The sequence below is a fragment of the Aneurinibacillus sp. REN35 genome (genome assembly GCF_041379945.2).
Taxonomy (GTDB): Bacteria; Bacillota; Bacilli; order Aneurinibacillales; family Aneurinibacillaceae; genus Aneurinibacillus.
This window is the reverse complement of record NZ_JBFTXJ020000018.1, coordinates 1-16,573: the sequence shown is the minus strand read 5'-3', so window position 1 is coordinate 16,573 and position 16,573 is coordinate 1. Positions and strand designations below refer to the sequence as shown.

General features: G+C 48.7%; 20 protein-coding genes. 19 read left to right on the top strand and 1 reads right to left on the bottom strand.

Annotation, left to right across the window (positions count from 1 at the left end):
- The first annotated feature begins 3 nt into the window (after positions 1-3).
- From AB3351_RS21495 to ftsW, 14 genes are all read left to right on the top strand, one after another.
- Positions 4-546 (top strand): 4Fe-4S dicluster domain-containing protein, encoded by a 543-nt coding sequence (locus tag AB3351_RS21495; RefSeq protein ID WP_371149169.1) that lies wholly within the window; start codon positions 4-6, stop codon positions 544-546.
- A gap of 30 nt (positions 547-576) precedes the next feature.
- Positions 577-1,101 (top strand): Rieske 2Fe-2S domain-containing protein, encoded by a 525-nt coding sequence (locus AB3351_RS21490; protein WP_371149168.1) that lies wholly within the window; start codon positions 577-579, stop codon positions 1,099-1,101.
- A complete protein-coding gene (locus tag AB3351_RS21485; protein WP_371149167.1) occupies positions 1,094-1,333 on the top strand; it encodes a hypothetical protein in 240 nt (79 codons plus the stop codon). Before AB3351_RS21490 ends, AB3351_RS21485 begins: the two co-directional genes overlap by 8 nt.
- Positions 1,330-2,520: an MFS transporter gene (locus AB3351_RS21480; RefSeq protein WP_371149166.1), complete on the top strand. Its 1,191-nt coding sequence runs from the start codon at positions 1,330-1,332 to the stop codon at positions 2,518-2,520. Before AB3351_RS21485 ends, AB3351_RS21480 begins: the two co-directional genes overlap by 4 nt.
- 66 nt (positions 2,521-2,586) lie before the next feature.
- Positions 2,587-3,480: an AAA family ATPase gene (locus tag AB3351_RS21475; protein WP_371149165.1), complete on the top strand. Its 894-nt coding sequence runs from the start codon at positions 2,587-2,589 to the stop codon at positions 3,478-3,480.
- On the top strand, positions 3,477-5,222 hold the full coding sequence (locus AB3351_RS21470) for a hypothetical protein (protein ID WP_371149164.1): 1,746 nt from the start codon (positions 3,477-3,479) through the stop codon (positions 5,220-5,222). Before AB3351_RS21475 ends, AB3351_RS21470 begins: the two co-directional genes overlap by 4 nt.
- An 11-nt stretch (positions 5,223-5,233) precedes the next feature.
- Positions 5,234-5,812, top strand: coding sequence for a hypothetical protein (locus AB3351_RS21465; RefSeq protein ID WP_371149163.1), 579 nt, complete (start codon positions 5,234-5,236; stop codon positions 5,810-5,812).
- A gap of 89 nt (positions 5,813-5,901) precedes the next feature.
- Complete coding sequence (mobA, locus tag AB3351_RS21460) at positions 5,902-6,489, top strand: molybdenum cofactor guanylyltransferase (RefSeq protein ID WP_371149162.1); 588 nt, start codon at positions 5,902-5,904, stop codon at positions 6,487-6,489.
- On the top strand, positions 6,486-7,739 hold the full coding sequence (locus tag AB3351_RS21455; protein ID WP_371149161.1) for a molybdopterin molybdotransferase MoeA: 1,254 nt from the start codon (positions 6,486-6,488) through the stop codon (positions 7,737-7,739). Before mobA ends, AB3351_RS21455 begins: the two co-directional genes overlap by 4 nt.
- A 12-nt stretch (positions 7,740-7,751) precedes the next feature.
- A complete protein-coding gene (mobB, locus tag AB3351_RS21450; RefSeq protein ID WP_371149160.1) occupies positions 7,752-8,261 on the top strand; it encodes a molybdopterin-guanine dinucleotide biosynthesis protein B in 510 nt (169 codons plus the stop codon).
- Positions 8,258-8,719 carry a molybdenum cofactor biosynthesis protein MoaE gene (locus AB3351_RS21445; RefSeq protein ID WP_371149159.1) on the top strand — a complete coding sequence of 154 codons (462 nt, stop codon included), beginning with the start codon at positions 8,258-8,260 and terminating at the stop codon, positions 8,717-8,719. Before mobB ends, AB3351_RS21445 begins: the two co-directional genes overlap by 4 nt.
- A 6-nt stretch (positions 8,720-8,725) precedes the next feature.
- Positions 8,726-8,968, top strand: a complete 243-nt coding sequence (gene moaD / locus AB3351_RS21440; RefSeq protein WP_371149158.1) for a molybdopterin converting factor subunit 1 — start codon at positions 8,726-8,728, stop codon at positions 8,966-8,968.
- Positions 8,969-9,171: 203 nt separating this feature from the next.
- Positions 9,172-9,873 carry a site-2 protease family protein gene (locus tag AB3351_RS21435; protein ID WP_371149157.1) on the top strand — a complete coding sequence of 234 codons (702 nt, stop codon included), beginning with the start codon at positions 9,172-9,174 and terminating at the stop codon, positions 9,871-9,873.
- A gap of 147 nt (positions 9,874-10,020) precedes the next feature.
- The gene (ftsW, locus tag AB3351_RS21430; RefSeq protein ID WP_371149156.1) at positions 10,021-11,211 is read left to right on the top strand and encodes a putative lipid II flippase FtsW; all 1,191 of its coding nucleotides are present in this window, start codon (positions 10,021-10,023) and stop codon (positions 11,209-11,211) included.
- Positions 11,212-11,357: 146 nt separating this feature from the next.
- Here ftsW and AB3351_RS21425 read toward each other — a convergent pair whose 3' ends face one another.
- Positions 11,358-12,152 (bottom strand): AIM24 family protein, encoded by a 795-nt coding sequence (locus tag AB3351_RS21425; protein ID WP_371149155.1) that lies wholly within the window; start codon positions 12,150-12,152, stop codon positions 11,358-11,360.
- A 147-nt stretch (positions 12,153-12,299) separates the two neighbouring features.
- Between AB3351_RS21425 and AB3351_RS21420 the strand changes: the two genes are divergently transcribed.
- From AB3351_RS21420 to AB3351_RS21400, 5 genes are all read left to right on the top strand, one after another.
- Positions 12,300-14,201: an ABC-F family ATP-binding cassette domain-containing protein gene (locus tag AB3351_RS21420; protein WP_371149154.1), complete on the top strand. Its 1,902-nt coding sequence runs from the start codon at positions 12,300-12,302 to the stop codon at positions 14,199-14,201.
- Positions 14,202-14,311: 110 nt separating this feature from the next.
- Positions 14,312-14,497 carry a type Z 30S ribosomal protein S14 gene (locus AB3351_RS21415; protein WP_371149153.1) on the top strand — a complete coding sequence of 62 codons (186 nt, stop codon included), beginning with the start codon at positions 14,312-14,314 and terminating at the stop codon, positions 14,495-14,497.
- Between the two features lie 133 nt (positions 14,498-14,630).
- Positions 14,631-14,957: a YbjQ family protein gene (locus tag AB3351_RS21410; protein WP_371149152.1), complete on the top strand. Its 327-nt coding sequence runs from the start codon at positions 14,631-14,633 to the stop codon at positions 14,955-14,957.
- On the top strand, positions 14,954-15,193 hold the full coding sequence (locus AB3351_RS21405; RefSeq protein ID WP_371149151.1) for a hypothetical protein: 240 nt from the start codon (positions 14,954-14,956) through the stop codon (positions 15,191-15,193). Before AB3351_RS21410 ends, AB3351_RS21405 begins: the two co-directional genes overlap by 4 nt.
- Positions 15,194-15,270: 77 nt before the next feature.
- Positions 15,271-16,386, top strand: coding sequence for an enoyl-CoA hydratase/isomerase family protein (locus tag AB3351_RS21400; RefSeq protein WP_371149150.1), 1,116 nt, complete (start codon positions 15,271-15,273; stop codon positions 16,384-16,386).
- Positions 16,387-16,573 lie beyond the last annotated feature (187 nt).

Sequence of the window (16,573 nt, the reverse complement as noted above, 5' to 3'; positions counted from 1 at the left end):
AGCATGAACAAAGTGCTATATCTTGAATTTGAACGTTGCATAGGATGCCGTGCCTGTCAGGCGGCCTGCCGGGAATGCGGTGGACACGATGCGAAAGAACGTAATTATGTGGAATACATTGATTTTATGGAAAGCCGCCAGACGTTTCCGATGATGTGCATGCACTGTAAAGACCCGGCTTGTGCTCGGGTCTGCCCAGCCAACGCCATCCAGATCACAAAAGACGGTGTGGTATTATCCGCGATGGAAGAAAAATGCATCGGCTGCCGCAACTGTACGTTTGGCTGTCCGTTCGGTATTCCGAAGTTCGACTTTGAGAAGAACATCATGTACAAATGCGATATGTGCTATGAGCGTACGTCACAAGACATTTCACCAATGTGTGCGTCGGTGTGTCCGTCTGAAGCAATCCGCTTTATCGGTTTTGAAGAGATGATGGAGCTGCGCCGCAAGCGTGCGCAGAGCAATCTGCTCGAAGGGAAGAAGCCGACCGAAAAAGATAAATGGAAATTCGTTCCCGAAACTTTCGGCGTCTATACCGAATAACGGCACCAAACTGGAAGGAGTGTACGGGCCATGCCTAAACACGAAACAGGAAAAAAGTCTGAATCTGATCTGCTTCACCTCGTAGATAACGTAAATCGTGAAGAAGACGTTGATTACAATCGCAGAAGCTTCTTAAAAGCAATGTTTGCCGCCGGATTAACGATGTCGGCCGCCACGCTTCCATTCTCAGTAGGTGCTCTGACCGGCAAAGACAAAGAAGCATTGCCTAAGACAAAAATTGTTGAGCTAAAAAATTTACCTAAGGGAGAATCCGTGGTCTTTAATTATCCGGATGAGAGCCAGCCGGCCGTGCTTGTTCATCTAAACAACGGCAAGCTAAAGGCCTACAACAGCAAATGCACGCATCTACAGTGCAGCGTATTCTGGAGCGCGGAGCAGGAAAAGCTAGTCTGTCCCTGCCACCACGGTTTCTTCTCGGTAGATAACGGCCAGCCGCTTGCCGGACCGCCGCAGCGCGAGCTGCCGCTGATCGAGCTTGAAGTCAAGGACGGCAGCGTGTATGCCGTCGGAAGGAAGGTGCGCCATCATGCCTAAGACGCCAAAAACGCCCAGACCTTCCCGGCCGTACTTCTATGCGATTATTATTCTTACATTCATCCAGGCGCTGCTTCTGCAATATGTAGTAGAATCCTATTTTGGACAGCATGACGCACGCATTCCGTGGATATCCGGAGCTTCCCTTCTGCTCTCCGGCCTGATGATTTTTCTTTATAAAAAATGGGCGGAAAAAGAAAAGTCCGCTCGCCAAAGGGGAAAAGAGTTATGAAAACGAAAGGTCAAACCGCCGCTCTTGTAATGTCAACCCTAGCCATGGTAGTCGCATTCGCCGTCTGGGCTTCGCTCTCACCAATGGCATCACAATTGCAAAAACTGTTTGATTTGACAGCAACACAAAAAAGTATTCTTGTTGCCACACCTGTATTACTCGGCTCGATCATGCGAATTCCGCTCGGTATTATGACCGACCGCTATGGCGGCAAAAAAATGTATACATTGCTTATGTTATTCTTGATTATTCCGCTTGTAGGTATTAGTTTTGCCAACAGTTATAATGCGTACTTATTCTGGGCGTTCTTCATCGGTATGGCCGGTACCAGCTTTGCGGTTGCTATTGCATATGTCTCCCGTTGGTATCCGGCGGAACAGCAGGGAACCGTACTCGGGATTACGGGTATGGGGAACTTCGGGAACGCGGTTGCAGGCTTTATCATTCCGACGCTTGCCGTTGCCTTTGGTCTCTCTAACGTTTTCTTGATTCTTGCAGGTGCAGTGCTTGTTACAGCAGTGGTTTTCTGGTTTACAACAAAAGAGCTTCCGAAGCCGGAGCAGACGAAGACATTCGCCCAGGCGCTTTCCGTTGTAAAATTTAAAAACACATGGCTGCTGTCCGCCTTCTACTTCTTAACATTCGGCAGCTTCGTCGCATTCAGTATTTACCTTCCGACACTTCTGCAGGACTTGTTCAATGTTTCTGCGGTAGATGCAGGTCTTCGGGCAGCAGGTTTCGTAGTGATTGCAACGCTGATGCGTCCGATCGGCGGGTATCTTGGCGACAAAATTGGCGCAGGCCGCATTCTGACATATGTCTTTTTGATGATGATCTTCTCAGGTATCCTGATTTCGTTTATGACATCGAGCATCGTTGCTTTCTCAATCGGATGTTTGACGATTTCCTTCCTTGCCGGTATTGGTAACGGCGCTGTTTTTAAATTGGTACCGACGCTGTTCCCTGGCAGCACGGGTGCGGTGACAGGATTTGTCGGCGCGGCTGGTGGTCTTGGTGGATTCTTCCCGCCGATCATTATGGGTACCGTTAAGGATATGACAGGATCGTACTTCATGGGCTTCTTCTTCTTCGTTGCTTTTGCGGTGCTTTGTCTGATCCTTAACAAGCGATTTTTTGATAATAAAAATAATGCATCATTCGTAGGGAAACAAGCGATGCAAAAATAAATGACAAGGGTAGCTCTCACGGAAACGGGGGAGCTACCTTTATATCCAGCAAAAGTGGTGAGAGGTATGATCAACCGTTTGTTTACAAGACAAACCGAAAAGCAGGCAATGACAGACCCGACGGATCATAGGTTGGATGTGCGGCGGCTCGACGATTTTTACATAGACAGCAAGCCGCTTCGGATCATGCAGGATTTTTTGCTTTCAGGCATTCATGTTGCGTTAACCGGTTCGCCGGGTACGGGAAAGACGGAACTGGCGCGAAAGCTGGCCCAAGCGTTTGAGTTGCCTGAAGTATTCATTAACGTCGGAACCATCCGCTCGCCGGGTGATTGGTGGGGCTATATGGAATACAGAGAAGGTGAAGGCACGTACTTTCATAAGACAAGATTGACCAGTGCCTTCGAATCCGGCCAGGCACACGTCATTATTCTCAATGAACTCAACCGGTGCGCCCCGCATTGCCATAACCCAATTTTTGATATTCTGGATGGAAATCAAAGCATATATATTGAGCAGCTTGATACGCTGCTTGAAGTGCCGCGTGGAACGATGTTCATTGCCACGCTCAACGAAGGCCGTCAGCATACGGGCATCTACAAAGCGGATGCAGCACTTGAAGACCGATTCGAGTTTATGCGGCTTGAGCTGCCCCCTGAGCCAGCAATTAGCCGCCTGCTTTCTTCCCGCTACGGCATTTCTGATAAGCAGGCAAAGCTTCTTGCGGCTGTTACGGTGCAGATCGCCCGGCTGGCGCAGGAAGAGAAGCTCACTCGCTCCTTTGGCATGCGTCCGGCTCTCCATGCGGCCCAGCTTTTAGCACGGGGCAACACAATGGGAGATGCTCTTTTTTATACGTTTGCCAACCGCTATCGACAGGGTACACCAGAGGAATATGCACTGGTTCTTCAACTGCTTCAGGGACTGACCCCGCCAGGGACAATGGAGGAGGCGCGATGACACGCGCACTGTCCACTGTATGGCTCGGAGCGGCAGCGGAATGGACATATCAAGGTGAAACAATCGAAGATTTGCATGCGCTTGGACATGTATTGAAATTGATGCGCAATGCGTTAGATATTGTACAAGGGGAGGAGAGGGTGGAGTTGTTCTATGCAAGCGAAGCATCTCCTACTTCCTCTCTCAAAGAGCGCAGGATCGCTCTTTCTTCTGCTTGGCTGATGAAGCCGCCTGTCGGCATGACATTTGCCGACGGCGTTGATATATTGTTTGCACAGGCGCTGCATGAAGCGGCGCACTGCCGCTATACGGATACAGCCGCAGCCGATCAGGATTTGAGTGGCTTGGAGTTTCCGATTTATCACATGATTGAAGATATGTATGTGGAAAAGCGGACCGTGCTGCGGTTTCCGGGCTATCGTCCGTTTTTTGCAAAACGGAATGCTCTTCTCTATCAAAATGCAAAAAGAGAGACGGGCAGCGGGGTACAATCCCGGATACTCAATCAGTTCCTGTATGCGCTTCATCAGACGGAACTTGATGATCGGCTCGATCCGCTGATTGAAGATATGGCGTGTGAAGTAGTCATGCTGATTGACGATGCATTGGAAAATAGGGTGGAGCTGAATCGGTTGGAGTTGGCGCAAAAGGTGGCGCATGCGCTTTTTTCAACGCCTGCTCCTAGTGAAGCGCCCTCGCTTATGATCGAGTTTGAAGGGGAAGCCGGCGGTGAATATACCGCAGGTTCCTTGTCCGGCTACGGACTCTTAGGCATCGTTCACACACAGCATCTTAGTGCTATGCATCAAGAATATAAAGCAGGTGGCCTATCAAATTGGGGTGCACGTCTTATCCAGCGGCAAGTGGAAGAGGCGAAGCAGACCATAGAGCGAATGAGTGAAGAAGAAGCGGATGATGCCTGTTATGTGACGGTGCCTGTCATTGACGCAGCGGTGCATGCGCGCTATATTCAATCTCTAGAACGTGCGGCTCCTTATATCGCATGGCTTCGTCAGCGTTTGATTTGGATCGAATCCCTCCAGGAGAGGAAGGAATACGGCTTGCGTACGGGAGAGATTTATGAGCCGGATCTCTATCTTGCCCCGTACGATCCCAGATTTTTCTGCCGTGAAGAAGAATCTGCATCACGACCGGTCCAATGGTCACTGTATCTATTGGTAGACGAGAGCTTCTCCACCCGTCTGCCATGTGCGTCTGACTCTGTATTAACGCGCTCTGATTTGTCGCTTGATCTGACTATGGTGTTTGTTCATGCGCTTGCGGATCTTTCAAATATTCATGTCACGGTGCTTGGATATTCAACACGACCAGGCACAGGCGTACTAGAGATTAGCGAGCTGTATACGGATGAGCACAGGGAAAAAGAGAGACTGGCGGCGCTGACGCCGAAGGAAGCGACACCGGAATACAGTGCGCTTGCTTACGTTCATGCACGGGCGCAGACGGATGAATACGCCACAGAGCGTCGTGCCTATATCGTGCTCTCAGACGGAACGCCGGATGATTATCGCTTTGTCACGCCGCATGAACATCGGGAAAAAATTAAAGCGCAGGTGGCACAAATTAAGCGGGAAGGTGATCTGTGCATCCACCTTGCACTTGCTTTTGACAGTGGACTTGATGACGTATATCCTCTGCATGTTCCGTACGTGCCAGACCATAAAGAGATGCTTAAGCAATGCAGCCGCCTTCTGGTCTCATTGCTACCAACCTACAACTAGGAGGAATAAGGATGCCGTATACCGTTATGATCCAAGAGCCAACAGCTGACTTTCTTACGATTACAAATCTGCTGCAGGAGCTTGGCTACCGCCAAAAAACATTAAATGATTACTCTTATTTTATCGAGCATAGAGAAAATAAAGCACATGTTGCGATTGATAAAACCATCACATTTATGATTCATGAGCAGATTTCCTTATCCGCGCTAGAAGTGATGCGCCGCATAATTATTGAACTGAAAAACAGGGCGGGAGGTACGATTGCGGACGGAGACTATCATATCGGATATTTGGCTGACGGAACAAAAACAAGCCTATTCCGCAACTGGGAGCGCTGGGTAAGTTTTCTGCACGCCGCACGCTTTCAAACGATCGAAGGCAGCCATGTGCGCGTATACGATACCGCCTACCGTGAATTGGGGGTAGGTGTGCTTCTTGCGTATGTTACACAAGAAGATGCGGAAGGGATTATCCGCATAACAAACTGTGATCTGAAGACAGAGGAGGGCGTGCGCGCCTTTTCGGCTGAGCCATATATGATCGTAGAGGCAACAGGCGAGTGGGTAGATCCACAGGAGGTAGAAGAGTAAGCATAATGTATGTGCAACTTTCGTAGGTTTCTCGCTTGAAATGCGATACAATAGAAGACGAAAACATTGTCAGAAAAGGAGAGGACAGGATGGATGGAATCATTCTTGCCGGGGGACAGAGCTCGCGCATGGGTACGCCCAAGGAGCTGCTTCTGATAGACGGAGTGCCGCTGATTGAGCGAACGCTGCGCCTTGTCTCAGCCTCCGTGGACCGCTGCACCATCATCTCCAACCATCCGGAGCGGCTTGCCGCTGTATCGGATAAGGCAGCCATGTATCCGGATGATGTGCCGGGACAAGGTCCGCTTGGCGGTATTGCAACGGCAATGCGCACAGCTTCTTCTGATATTCTTCTGGTAGTGGCTTGTGACATGCCTGCTCTTACATCAGAAGTGCTGCAGCGATTATGTGCGCATCACCCAGTTCTCGAATCCGACTACGATATTGTCTATCCTGTATGGAATGGACGCGCACACCCGCTGTGCGCACTGTATCACCGCAGACTTTACTCGCTTGTCCAATCGCTTCTTGCTGCGGATCGTAGGCGGATGTTTGATTTGATTGACGGGGCGCGAGCACTTTCCTGGAATGTGAGCTCGTTTGCTTCCACTGATCCTTTCTGCAATGTAAACACGGTACAGGAATATGAACAATTTCAAGAAGGGGAGAGACCATGAGATTTCATCGTGATCCGATTCAAGTAAAGGAAGCGCAGGAGCGCATTCTTGCGTTTGCCGCACCCAGCGAGAAGGAGAACGTGCCGCTGCTCGAATGTGAAGGGCGCAGACTGGCAGAGGCGATTCGTGCCACTCATGCCGTTCCCCATTTTCCAAAATCACCATACGATGGTTTTGCTGTGCGGGCGGAAGATACGGTTGGCTCCTCAGTCGAGATGCCGGTAGAACTTGAAGTGGTCGGAACGATTGCCTGCGGCGACGAACCGACCTTCGCAGTCGGTAAGGGGCAGGCCGCTCGAATTATGACAGGGGCTGCGATTCCGGAAGGTGCGGACTGCGTCATTATGTTTGAGATGACGACAGAGAATGAGACGCGTGTGGAGCAGTATGTAGGCATCAAGAAAGAGATGCAGGCTGGGGAAAACATTATCCAATTCGGCGAAGAGAAAAAGGAAGGCGATCTGCTGCTTGAGGCCGGAAAACGTATCGGGCCTGGAGAGATGGCGATCCTTGCAAGCTTCGGCTATGCGGAAGTTCCCGTGTATCACCTGCCGCGCATTGGCATTCTCGCAACCGGGTCGGAATTATTATTGCCGGAAGAGCCGTTGCGCTACGGTAAAATCCGCAACAGTAATAGCTACATGACCGCAAGTCAGGTTCGGCAAGCTGGCGGTATTCCTGTTTTGTACGGGAATTTAGAAGATGACCCGGATCAAGCTGTTGAGCGAGTGCTTACGATTCTAGAAGAGACAGATATGCTTATTACGTCAGGCGGCGTCTCGGTCGGTGACTTTGATATCATGGTAGAAGTGTTCAACCGGCTCTCCGTGGATCTGTTGTTTAATAAAATTGCCATGCGCCCGGGCAGTGTAACTTCAGCTGCGCGCTATAAAGATCAGTTTATCTTCGGTCTATCCGGAAATCCCGGCGCTTGCTTTGTCGGTTTTGAGTTGTTCGTGCGTCCGCTGCTCGCTGCGATGCAGGGCAAGCAGGATGTGAGCCTTCCGGAAGCTACGGCTATTCTCGGGGTCGATATGAAGAAGCCATCTCCTTTCACCCGATTCGTTCGCAGTTCATGGCGTATTGAAGAGGGACGGGTGGTAGTCTATCCGGTCGGCCGAGATAAATCTGGTGTGCTGACGAATATTACAGATGCCAATTGTCTTATGCAGATTCAGCCGGGCGGAAGCGGTGCGGCCAAAGGTGACACCGTTACGATTCTGATGCTTCCGTACAACGCAGGCCAGTAGGGGGAAGGCAGGATGACGCAGGAAATAAAGCATCCGCCTGTAATACAGGTCGTAGGGTATTCCAATAGCGGAAAGACAACGCTGGTTACGAAATTGATTGCTCATCTGGTTGTACAAGGTTATAAGATAGGAACCATTAAGCATGATGCCCATGACTTTGAGGTGGACAAGCCGGGTAAGGATACATGGAGACACAGGGAAGCGGGCGCTTCCATGGTCTCGATTACATCCGCACAGAAGACAGCCATTATGATACAGGAGCATCGTTCAGTAGAAGAGCTGCTGCCGCTTTATCATGAGATGGATCTCGTGCTGATCGAAGGGTACAAATTCGCAGGATATCCAAAAGTTGTGCTGCTTAGGCAGCCTGAGCATCTGGCGTTGCTTTCAGATGTTACGTCCGTGTTGGCTGTAGCAAGCTGGAAGCGGTTTGCAGACATTACGTATCCGCAGTACGACATAAACGATACGGAAGGCATCGTGCAGCGAATGCTTTCACATGTAAAAGGAGAGACACGATGAAGCTGTTTGAAATTACGGAAGAAGTCATCCCGGTGGAACAGGTTATGAACAAAGTTGTTCATCCTCACTGTGGCGCCGTGAATCTGTTCGTAGGTACGGTACGGGAATTAACGAAGGGAAAACGAACCCTGTATCTCGAATATGCTGCCTATAAGGAAATGGCAGAGAATCAGCTTGCAAGAATTGGCCGCGAAATTCAAGAGAAGTGTCCGGATGCGCGGGTGGCGATTACGCACCGCATCGGTCGGCTTGAAGTCACTGATATTGCGGTTGTCATCGCGGTAGCTACGCCGCACCGTGCCGATTCCTATGAGTATTCGCGCTATGCGATTGAGCGGATCAAAGAGATCGTTCCCATCTGGAAGAAAGAGCATTGGGATGATGGTGAAGCATGGATAGGCGATCAGAAGGAGACGACCGCTTATCCGAGTGGAAAACCGGAGATCGGAGGGAACTAAGTAAAAATGATTACCATAAAGCTTTTTGCAGCGATGGCGGATGAAGCGGGTGAAGACACATTGACACTTGCCTGGACAGAAGGTCTATCGACAGGAGCGGTGAAGGAGTGGCTGAGTGAGCAGTATCCGACGCTTAGCCCGCGCATTCCATCCGCGATGATAGCTGTTAACCAGGAGTTCGCTTTTGAAGAAGCAGCACTGCGCGACGGAGATGAGGTTGCATTCATTCCGCCTGTAAGCGGAGGTTGATCAGCATAGAACCAGGAGCATGAAGAGGCATACAGCGCCTTTCATGCTCTTTTTTTGCCCACAAAGCGCAAGGCGTCCCCGCTTATAATCAGAGAAGCGATACAGCACGTAAATGTTCCCATTTTTTATTTTGACGTTTCAGCGAAGAAAAGTTGAGGAATTCAGTGTAGAGTATAGGAATATGATGAAAGGTGGGAGAACTGATGTTTGGATTAACGGATGTCATTAAATTTATCATTTCCTTCTTCTTGATCCTTCCGATCGTCACGTTGCTTCATGAGGCAGGACACATTTTTTTCGCTAAGCTGGTCGGCGCAAAGAAGATTAGACTCGCTGTAGGAATAGGAGCCCCTCTCTGCAAAATAGGAATTTTTGAAGTGAAAAAATACTATTTTATGAACGGCGAATGTTATTATGAACGGTTGCGGTTCAACAACCGGTTTACGAATGGCTTGATCTATGCGGGTGGGATTATCTTCAACAGCGTATCTGCCTTGCTTGTAAATAGTCTCGTCACATCCGGCGTGCTTGAGGAGAGCATCTATTATTATCAGTTTATTTACTTTTCTTTTTATGTTGTATTCTTTTCCGCGCTGCCCATGAGCTATCCAAACGGCGGTTTCACCGATGGAAAGCTGATCCTAGATCTCATTCGCAATAGACCGAATGTAGGAATGAACGAAGTGGTATATGTTGTGGAAAAAGAAGACGAAGAGACGCCGGGCTGGCAGCTGATGAAGCAAACGGAAGAGAACAAGGAAAAGGTGCGTGATTTTCCGCATAAAGCGGCTGCCGTATACGAAGGCGAGCGGGCAGCGGAGAAAAATAAACCTAGCCGCTTATTCATCTATTCAAACGATGGAGATGTAGAAGAGGAACGGGTATATACTGCGCTACCGGAATAACGCCATCTCATTCAAAAAAGCCGATTGTTGCTGGGGGAACCAGTGAGCAATCGGCTTTTTGTATTGCGATTGATCCAGTTGTTACCATATAATGTTTGTACATTGCATGCACATAGAAAATATAAGGGATAAAGGTGGGAGAGACACATGAAAAAAAGGGGGAGACCGGACTTTATCCTTCTGATCGTTACATTTTTGCTGGTAGGCTTCGGTGTGGCGATGGTGTACAGCGCGAGCTCGATTTATGCGCTGGACCGGTATAAAGATTACGCATATTTTGGGAGAGGACAGGCTATTCGCTCTGTATTCGGCATTATCCTGCTGCTTGTTGCGATGAACATTCCGCGCCAATTTTACAGGAGGTATTTCCTTCATATTTTGGCTGTATCATTTATCCTGCTGCTCATTGTTCTTATTCCGGGTGTTGGAATATGGCGGAATGGGGCCAGAAGCTGGCTTAATTTTGGGGTGACGCTGGTGCAGCCCGCAGAACTGGCGAAGATTTCGCTGATCATTTATCTTGCAGCAATCATTACGAAGAAGGAAGCCCGTTTTTCCGAGCTTAAAAAAGGCTTTCTTCCGGCAATCTCTGTCGTTACCGTGTTTTTTTTACTGATTGCCGCACAGCCGGATTATGGGTCAGGATTTATTTTGGGACTTACCGCTGCCTGTGTTATTTATGCGGGTGGAGCTCGTTTTAAGCATTTGGCAATTTTGAGTGTGCCGCTGATTGTTTTTACGGCGATTTATGTCCTTCTATCTCCGTATCGCCAGCATCGCCTGTTTATATTCTTGAATCCGTGGGAAGATGGAGCAGGCGGGCTTGGCTTTGGTTATCAGCTTATCCACTCTTTCAGCGCCTTGGCTCACGGGGGAATGGTAGGGGCTGGATTTGGAAAAAGCATTGAAAAATATCTATATTTACCCGAAGCGCATACGGATTTTATTGTTGCCATTATTGGTGAGGAGCTGGGGTTTTTAGGACTTGTAGTATTTTTGCTTGTGTATCTGCTGTTTATCTGGCGCTTGCTTGCTGTAGCTATCCGTATTCAAAATATCTTCTCAAAGCTGATTGCCATCGGGATTGCAAGCATGATATACATTCAGTCCTTTATTAATATCGGTGGTGTCGTAGGACTTATCCCTCTAACGGGCGTTCCGCTTCCGCTCGTTAGCTACGGTGGCTCCTCTCTTTTGGTAACACTTTTAAGCGTAGGGATTGTGCTTGGCTTGTCGCGTGAAATTGATCAGACGAAAGCAGAGAAGCTGGCAAATGAACAAAAAAAAGCGAAAAGAGAGCAAGGCACTGTTTGGCAACGTACAAGGGCAAGCCGCTAACAAGACCTTGTATACAACCATAATTAAGGTATGTAAACAATATGTGTTATGAAAAATAAAACGAGAAATAGAGACGGACTCCCTTCTCTCATGCTAAACAGGCTGGAGCATGAATAGCTCCAGCCTGTTTTTTTATCATGTATCGCTTATGCTTTTCCCGGATAGGGTGAGAGAAAGCTCTCATATATAGGCAGCGTAGGAGCCAGCCATACTTGTCCGGTGCCTTCAAAAGTTTGCAGAAGGCCATCCCCGCTTGTCACGCTTCCCACGATTGATTTCGCAGAGCGCTCTACCGAGAAGGAGATGTCTCCAATTCGTGCGAATGCGAATGTACCGTCGACTTGCAGGCGATCATTCTGCAGCTCCACGACATGAATTTCATTAAGCGGTACCGGACAATGGATGACAAGCAGACCGGCTCCCGCGACTTCCGTCTGAAACAATCCTTCACCGCCGAACAGAGCGGAAGAAGCATTCTTCTGTGCTACGCTTGAAACCTTGAGTGAAGCATCGCCTGCAAAGTAGATGCCCTTGTCCAATACGACACGTTGGTTAGCTACGGGAATAATAGCATAATGGCCAAAGGATGGTTCAAGATAAATCTCTCCGGTGCCGGTGTAGGTCGGACGGAATGCGGCTTCCTTGGTCAATGCGCTGCTTAGGAAGCGCTGTGCCATACCGGTCATGCCGCCTACGCTGTTCTCAAGTGCGATTCGTCCCCGCAAATACTGCAGAGCACCCTGTTCCACGGTAAAGCTTCCTTCATTCAGTGTAGCTTTAATCTGGTGCAGCTTGACGCCGTTACGTCGTGCGTAATACAGATTAGACGCCATAGACACATGATGAAAGCCACCCAAGTTCTCAAACTCCAATACTTCTAACTTGAGGCTTCCATCTGTGCTGGTCTTTGCATCAAGCACGCGAACATTATCGTTATACATCACATCGCCTCCTCTTTTTCATTGTACTATATGATCCATAGCCAGAAAGTTTCATTTTTATCGGAATGTATTCTGCGTTTCTGGTAAGTTTCGTTTATAATGAGAGAGGAATTTATTGATGAATATAGAAAAAGGGATGTTTTAAATATGAACATTTTAACTGCAGAGAACCTTTCAAAATCGTACGGAATGAAGACGTTATTTGAGAACATCTCGCTTGGCATCCAGGATGGAGAACGAATCGGAATCATCGGTGTGAACGGAACAGGCAAGTCGACGCTGCTGAAGGTGCTGGCTGGCATTGTACCTCCGGATGGCGGCACCGTTACGTCAGGGAATCGGATGCGCGTAGAATTTCTATCGCAGAATCCCCAATTTGAAGAAGAAGGAACCGTGCTGGATCAAATCTTTGCCGGAGATTCACCGCTGATTCAACTGATAAAGGAATATGAGCATACGGTAGAGCGGATCAGCCGTGAGCCAGAGAACGAAAAGCTTCAGCAAAAGCTTGCGGATTTGAATGAACAGATGGATCGTACCGGCGCATGGGATGTTGAGGCAAATGCGAAGTCGATTCTAACGCGGCTCGGTATTTATGACTTCTCGACAGAGGTTAGGCTGCTCTCGGGCGGGCAGCGCAAACGGGTCGCGATGGCGCGGGCGCTGATCAATCCGGCGGATCTGCTGATTCTAGACGAGCCGACCAACCATATCGATAATGAGACGGTGGAATGGCTTGAAGGATACTTATCCCGCTTTAAAGGCGCCCTGCTGCTGATTACGCATGACCGGTATTTCCTTGACCGTGTCGTAAACCGCATCATTGAACTTGATCGTGGATACCTGTATTCCTATGACGGAAACTACAGCTATTTCCTTGAGAAGAAGGCGGAGCGTGAAGAGCGGGAACAAGCGTCGGAAGCAACGCGGCAGAATATCTTACGCAGAGAACTTGCGTGGCTGCGTCGAGGCGCCAAAGCACGAACGACAAAGCAAAAGGCAAGGATCGATCGTGTTCATGCCTTGCAGGAGAATAAACCGCAGGAGAAGCAGCAGGCGCTTGAGATTGAATTGAAATCCCAGCGACTTGGCAAAAAAATCATTGAGCTTGATCATATCTCGATGGCCTTCGGCGAGCGGACTATGATTCGAGATTTTAGTTACATCGCGGTACCGGGAGACCGGGTGGGGATCGTTGGACCGAACGGGAGCGGTAAATCAACCCTGCTCAACATCATTACCGGAAAGTTTGCTCCAACCGCCGGTGAGGCGATTCTTGGTTCGACCGTACGTATAGGTTACTACGGTCAGGAAAATGTGAATATGGATGAAAATCAGCGTGTCATTGACTATATTAAGGAAGCCGGACATGTGATTCATTTGGCGGATGGAAAAACCGTGTCTGCCGGACAGATGCTAGAGCGGTTTCTTTTTGCGCCGGATATGCATGGGACGCTGCTAGGGCGGCTCTCAGGCGGGGAGAAGCGCCGCTTGTATTTGCTTCGTGTCTTGATGGGTGAGCCGAATGTCCTGCTGCTTGACGAGCCGACGAACGACCTCGATATTCAGACGCTTTCCATTCTCGAAGACTATTTGGAGAATTTCCCTGGTGTTGTCATTATCGTATCGCATGATCGGTATTTTCTTGATCGGACAGCGGAGCGATTGTTTGCCTTTGAGGGCGATGGTGTGATTACCGAATATATGGGCAATTACAGTGAATATATCGAACTGCGTAAACTAGCAGAGAGCAGAAAGGCAGCGTCGAAGGAAAAGACAGAGACCGTGGTGCGGGAGAAAAAAGACAGGCCGCGCAAACTTTCCTATAAGGAAAAGACCGAGTTTGAGAGCATTGAGCAAGACATTGCAGCATTAGAGGAGCGAAGCGAAGCGCTTGCGCGTGAGATGGCGCAGGCAGGTAGCGATTACGGGAAAATTGCAGACTTGACGAAGGAAAAAGAACAGGTGGATGCTGAATTGGAAGCCAAGGTGGAGAGATGGACCGAACTGAGCTTGTTAGTTGAGGAAATCGAGGCCGAGAACAGCTAATCATTGGCTTTGCATCCGCTCAAGCAGCATGCTATGATAGAAAGAACGTATGTTTATTCACACAGATATGTGTATGACGATAAAGCAGTAGATTACTAAAGGAGGACGTTATGGCAAAAAAATCAATGGTTGTCAAACAACAACGGAAGCCAAAATTTAAAGTGCAGGGATATACACGCTGTGAACGCTGTGGCCGTCCGCACTCCGTGTATCGTAAATTCAAATTATGCCGTATTTGCATCCGGGATCTGGCCTATCAAGGTCAGCTGCCCGGCGTGAAAAAAGCGAGCTGGTAATATGCAACCGGTAAACAGGACATGCTGTTTGCCGGTTTTTTTGTGTGAAAGAGGGACGATGCACATTGACAGTTCCAGTAGAATCAAATATTATCAATATCAATAACGATAATATTAAAGGAGTGGTTTCATCATGATTATTGTAACGACAGAGAACATTGCCAACCATCGCATTGTAGAAATCAAAGGCCCTGCTTTTGGTTTGACCGTTCGGGCAAGAGGACTTGGCAAGGATATTACTGCTGCATTGAAAGGGCTGGTTGGCGGAGAAATCAATCAGTATACGGAGATGTTAGAAGATGCGCGCAAGCAAGCGCTCGATCGCATGGTGCAGAACGCTCAGACTATGGGAGCGAATGCCGTTGTGATGATGCGCTTTGATTCGGGTGAAATCGGTGCGAACATGAGTGAAATTGTAGCATACGGTACAGCTGTCGTAGCAGAGCCGATCGAGATATGAGTTGGGGAAATCTGATTGCCGGATATGTTGGACTTCAGTTCGCATTGGTGCTTGTTATTGTGCTGCTGTCCTGGCTGATCTGGGATAAGCGTTTTAAAAATAAGTCAAAGCAGGACGTACCACAGGGCTTTGTTCGGACAGAGGAAGTCTCCTTCGACCCGACTACGGGCAAGAGACTGCGTGTTTATTATCAGCCGGATACAGGGGAGCGCTTTTATAAAGAAGAAGCGGAGTAGATGTGTTTTCGAAAAAGGATTTTCTCGATATTTGTCGAAAAAATACAGAATAGTGAAGAAGAATAGGAGGATATCGAGTGGAGAACACAGTGCAAACGAACAATGAAGTAGTTTTTCAAGTCGTAAACGGGGTGGGACATATCCTGTTGAACCGTCCAAAGGCGCTCAATGCGCTATCGCTGTCTATGGTTGATGAGATCGGTAAGAAGCTTGCCGAATGGGAGCAAGATTCTGCCGTTACGCTTATATTGATCGAAGGAGCAGGAGAAAAAGGGTTGTGTGCGGGCGGGGATATGCGCTCGTTTTATGATAAACGCGACGAGGATGTAGAAGAGCATGCCCTGAACTTTTTTTCCATTGAGTACAAAATGAATTTGGCGCTGCATCACTATCCGAAGCCGATTCTTGCCTATATGAACGGTATCGTCATGGGTGGTGGGGTTGGCGTGTCCATTTTTGCGAGCGATCGCGTGGTGACTGAGCGCTCAAAATTGTCCATGCCGGAGATGAATATCGGGTTCTTTCCAGATGTGGGCGGAAGCTATTTCTTGAACCAAATGCCAGGTGAAATGGGGCTTTATCTTGCGTTGACGGCTCATTTGTTTACGGGAGCGGACGCTGTATATCTCGGTGCCGCTGATTATTATATCGAATCCGCACAGTGGAATGCGGTAAAAGAAGAAGTGCAAACGCTCGATTGGAGCAGGGTGGAGCGTGAAGAGGCTGGGGTCAAACTGCGTGAACTCATTACGAAATATGCCGTAGACAATATGCCTCCTGCACCGCTTGCAGAGGTGCAGGAAAAAGTTGATCAGCACTTCGCCTTTGACTCGGTAGCAGAGATTCTTGCTTCCCTTGAGCAAGCAGCACAGGCGGGAGATGAATGGGCGAAAGAGACGGCACAGACGCTGCGCGGCAAGTCGCCGATTTCGCTTGCTGTAGCCTTGGAACAACTGCGGCGCGGCAAGAGCATGTCGATTGCAGAATGCTTCCATATGGAGATGAATATGAGCATGCATTTCATGCATAGTCATGATTTCTATGAAGGGGTGCGTTCAGTCCTGGTGGATAAGGATCGGAACCCAAGCTGGAATCCGGCAACTATCGAAGATGTGAGACGTGAAGATGTAGATGCATTCTTTGTAAATCCGTGGGAAGGCAAAGCCCATCCGCTCGAAGACGAGCAGAGATAACTGAAAAAGGCGAGCGTCCGATGTATTGTCGGCGCTCGCCTTTTATAATAAAATAATTCGCACAAAGCGTTTGATATACATAAAAATCAAGTGGAAATGAAGGGGATCAGATGACGAACTTTTATTTTTTTACACGAGTGTTGATTAGCCAAAAAAAGTAAATAAAAAACGAAAAAGAGGCGCCTTT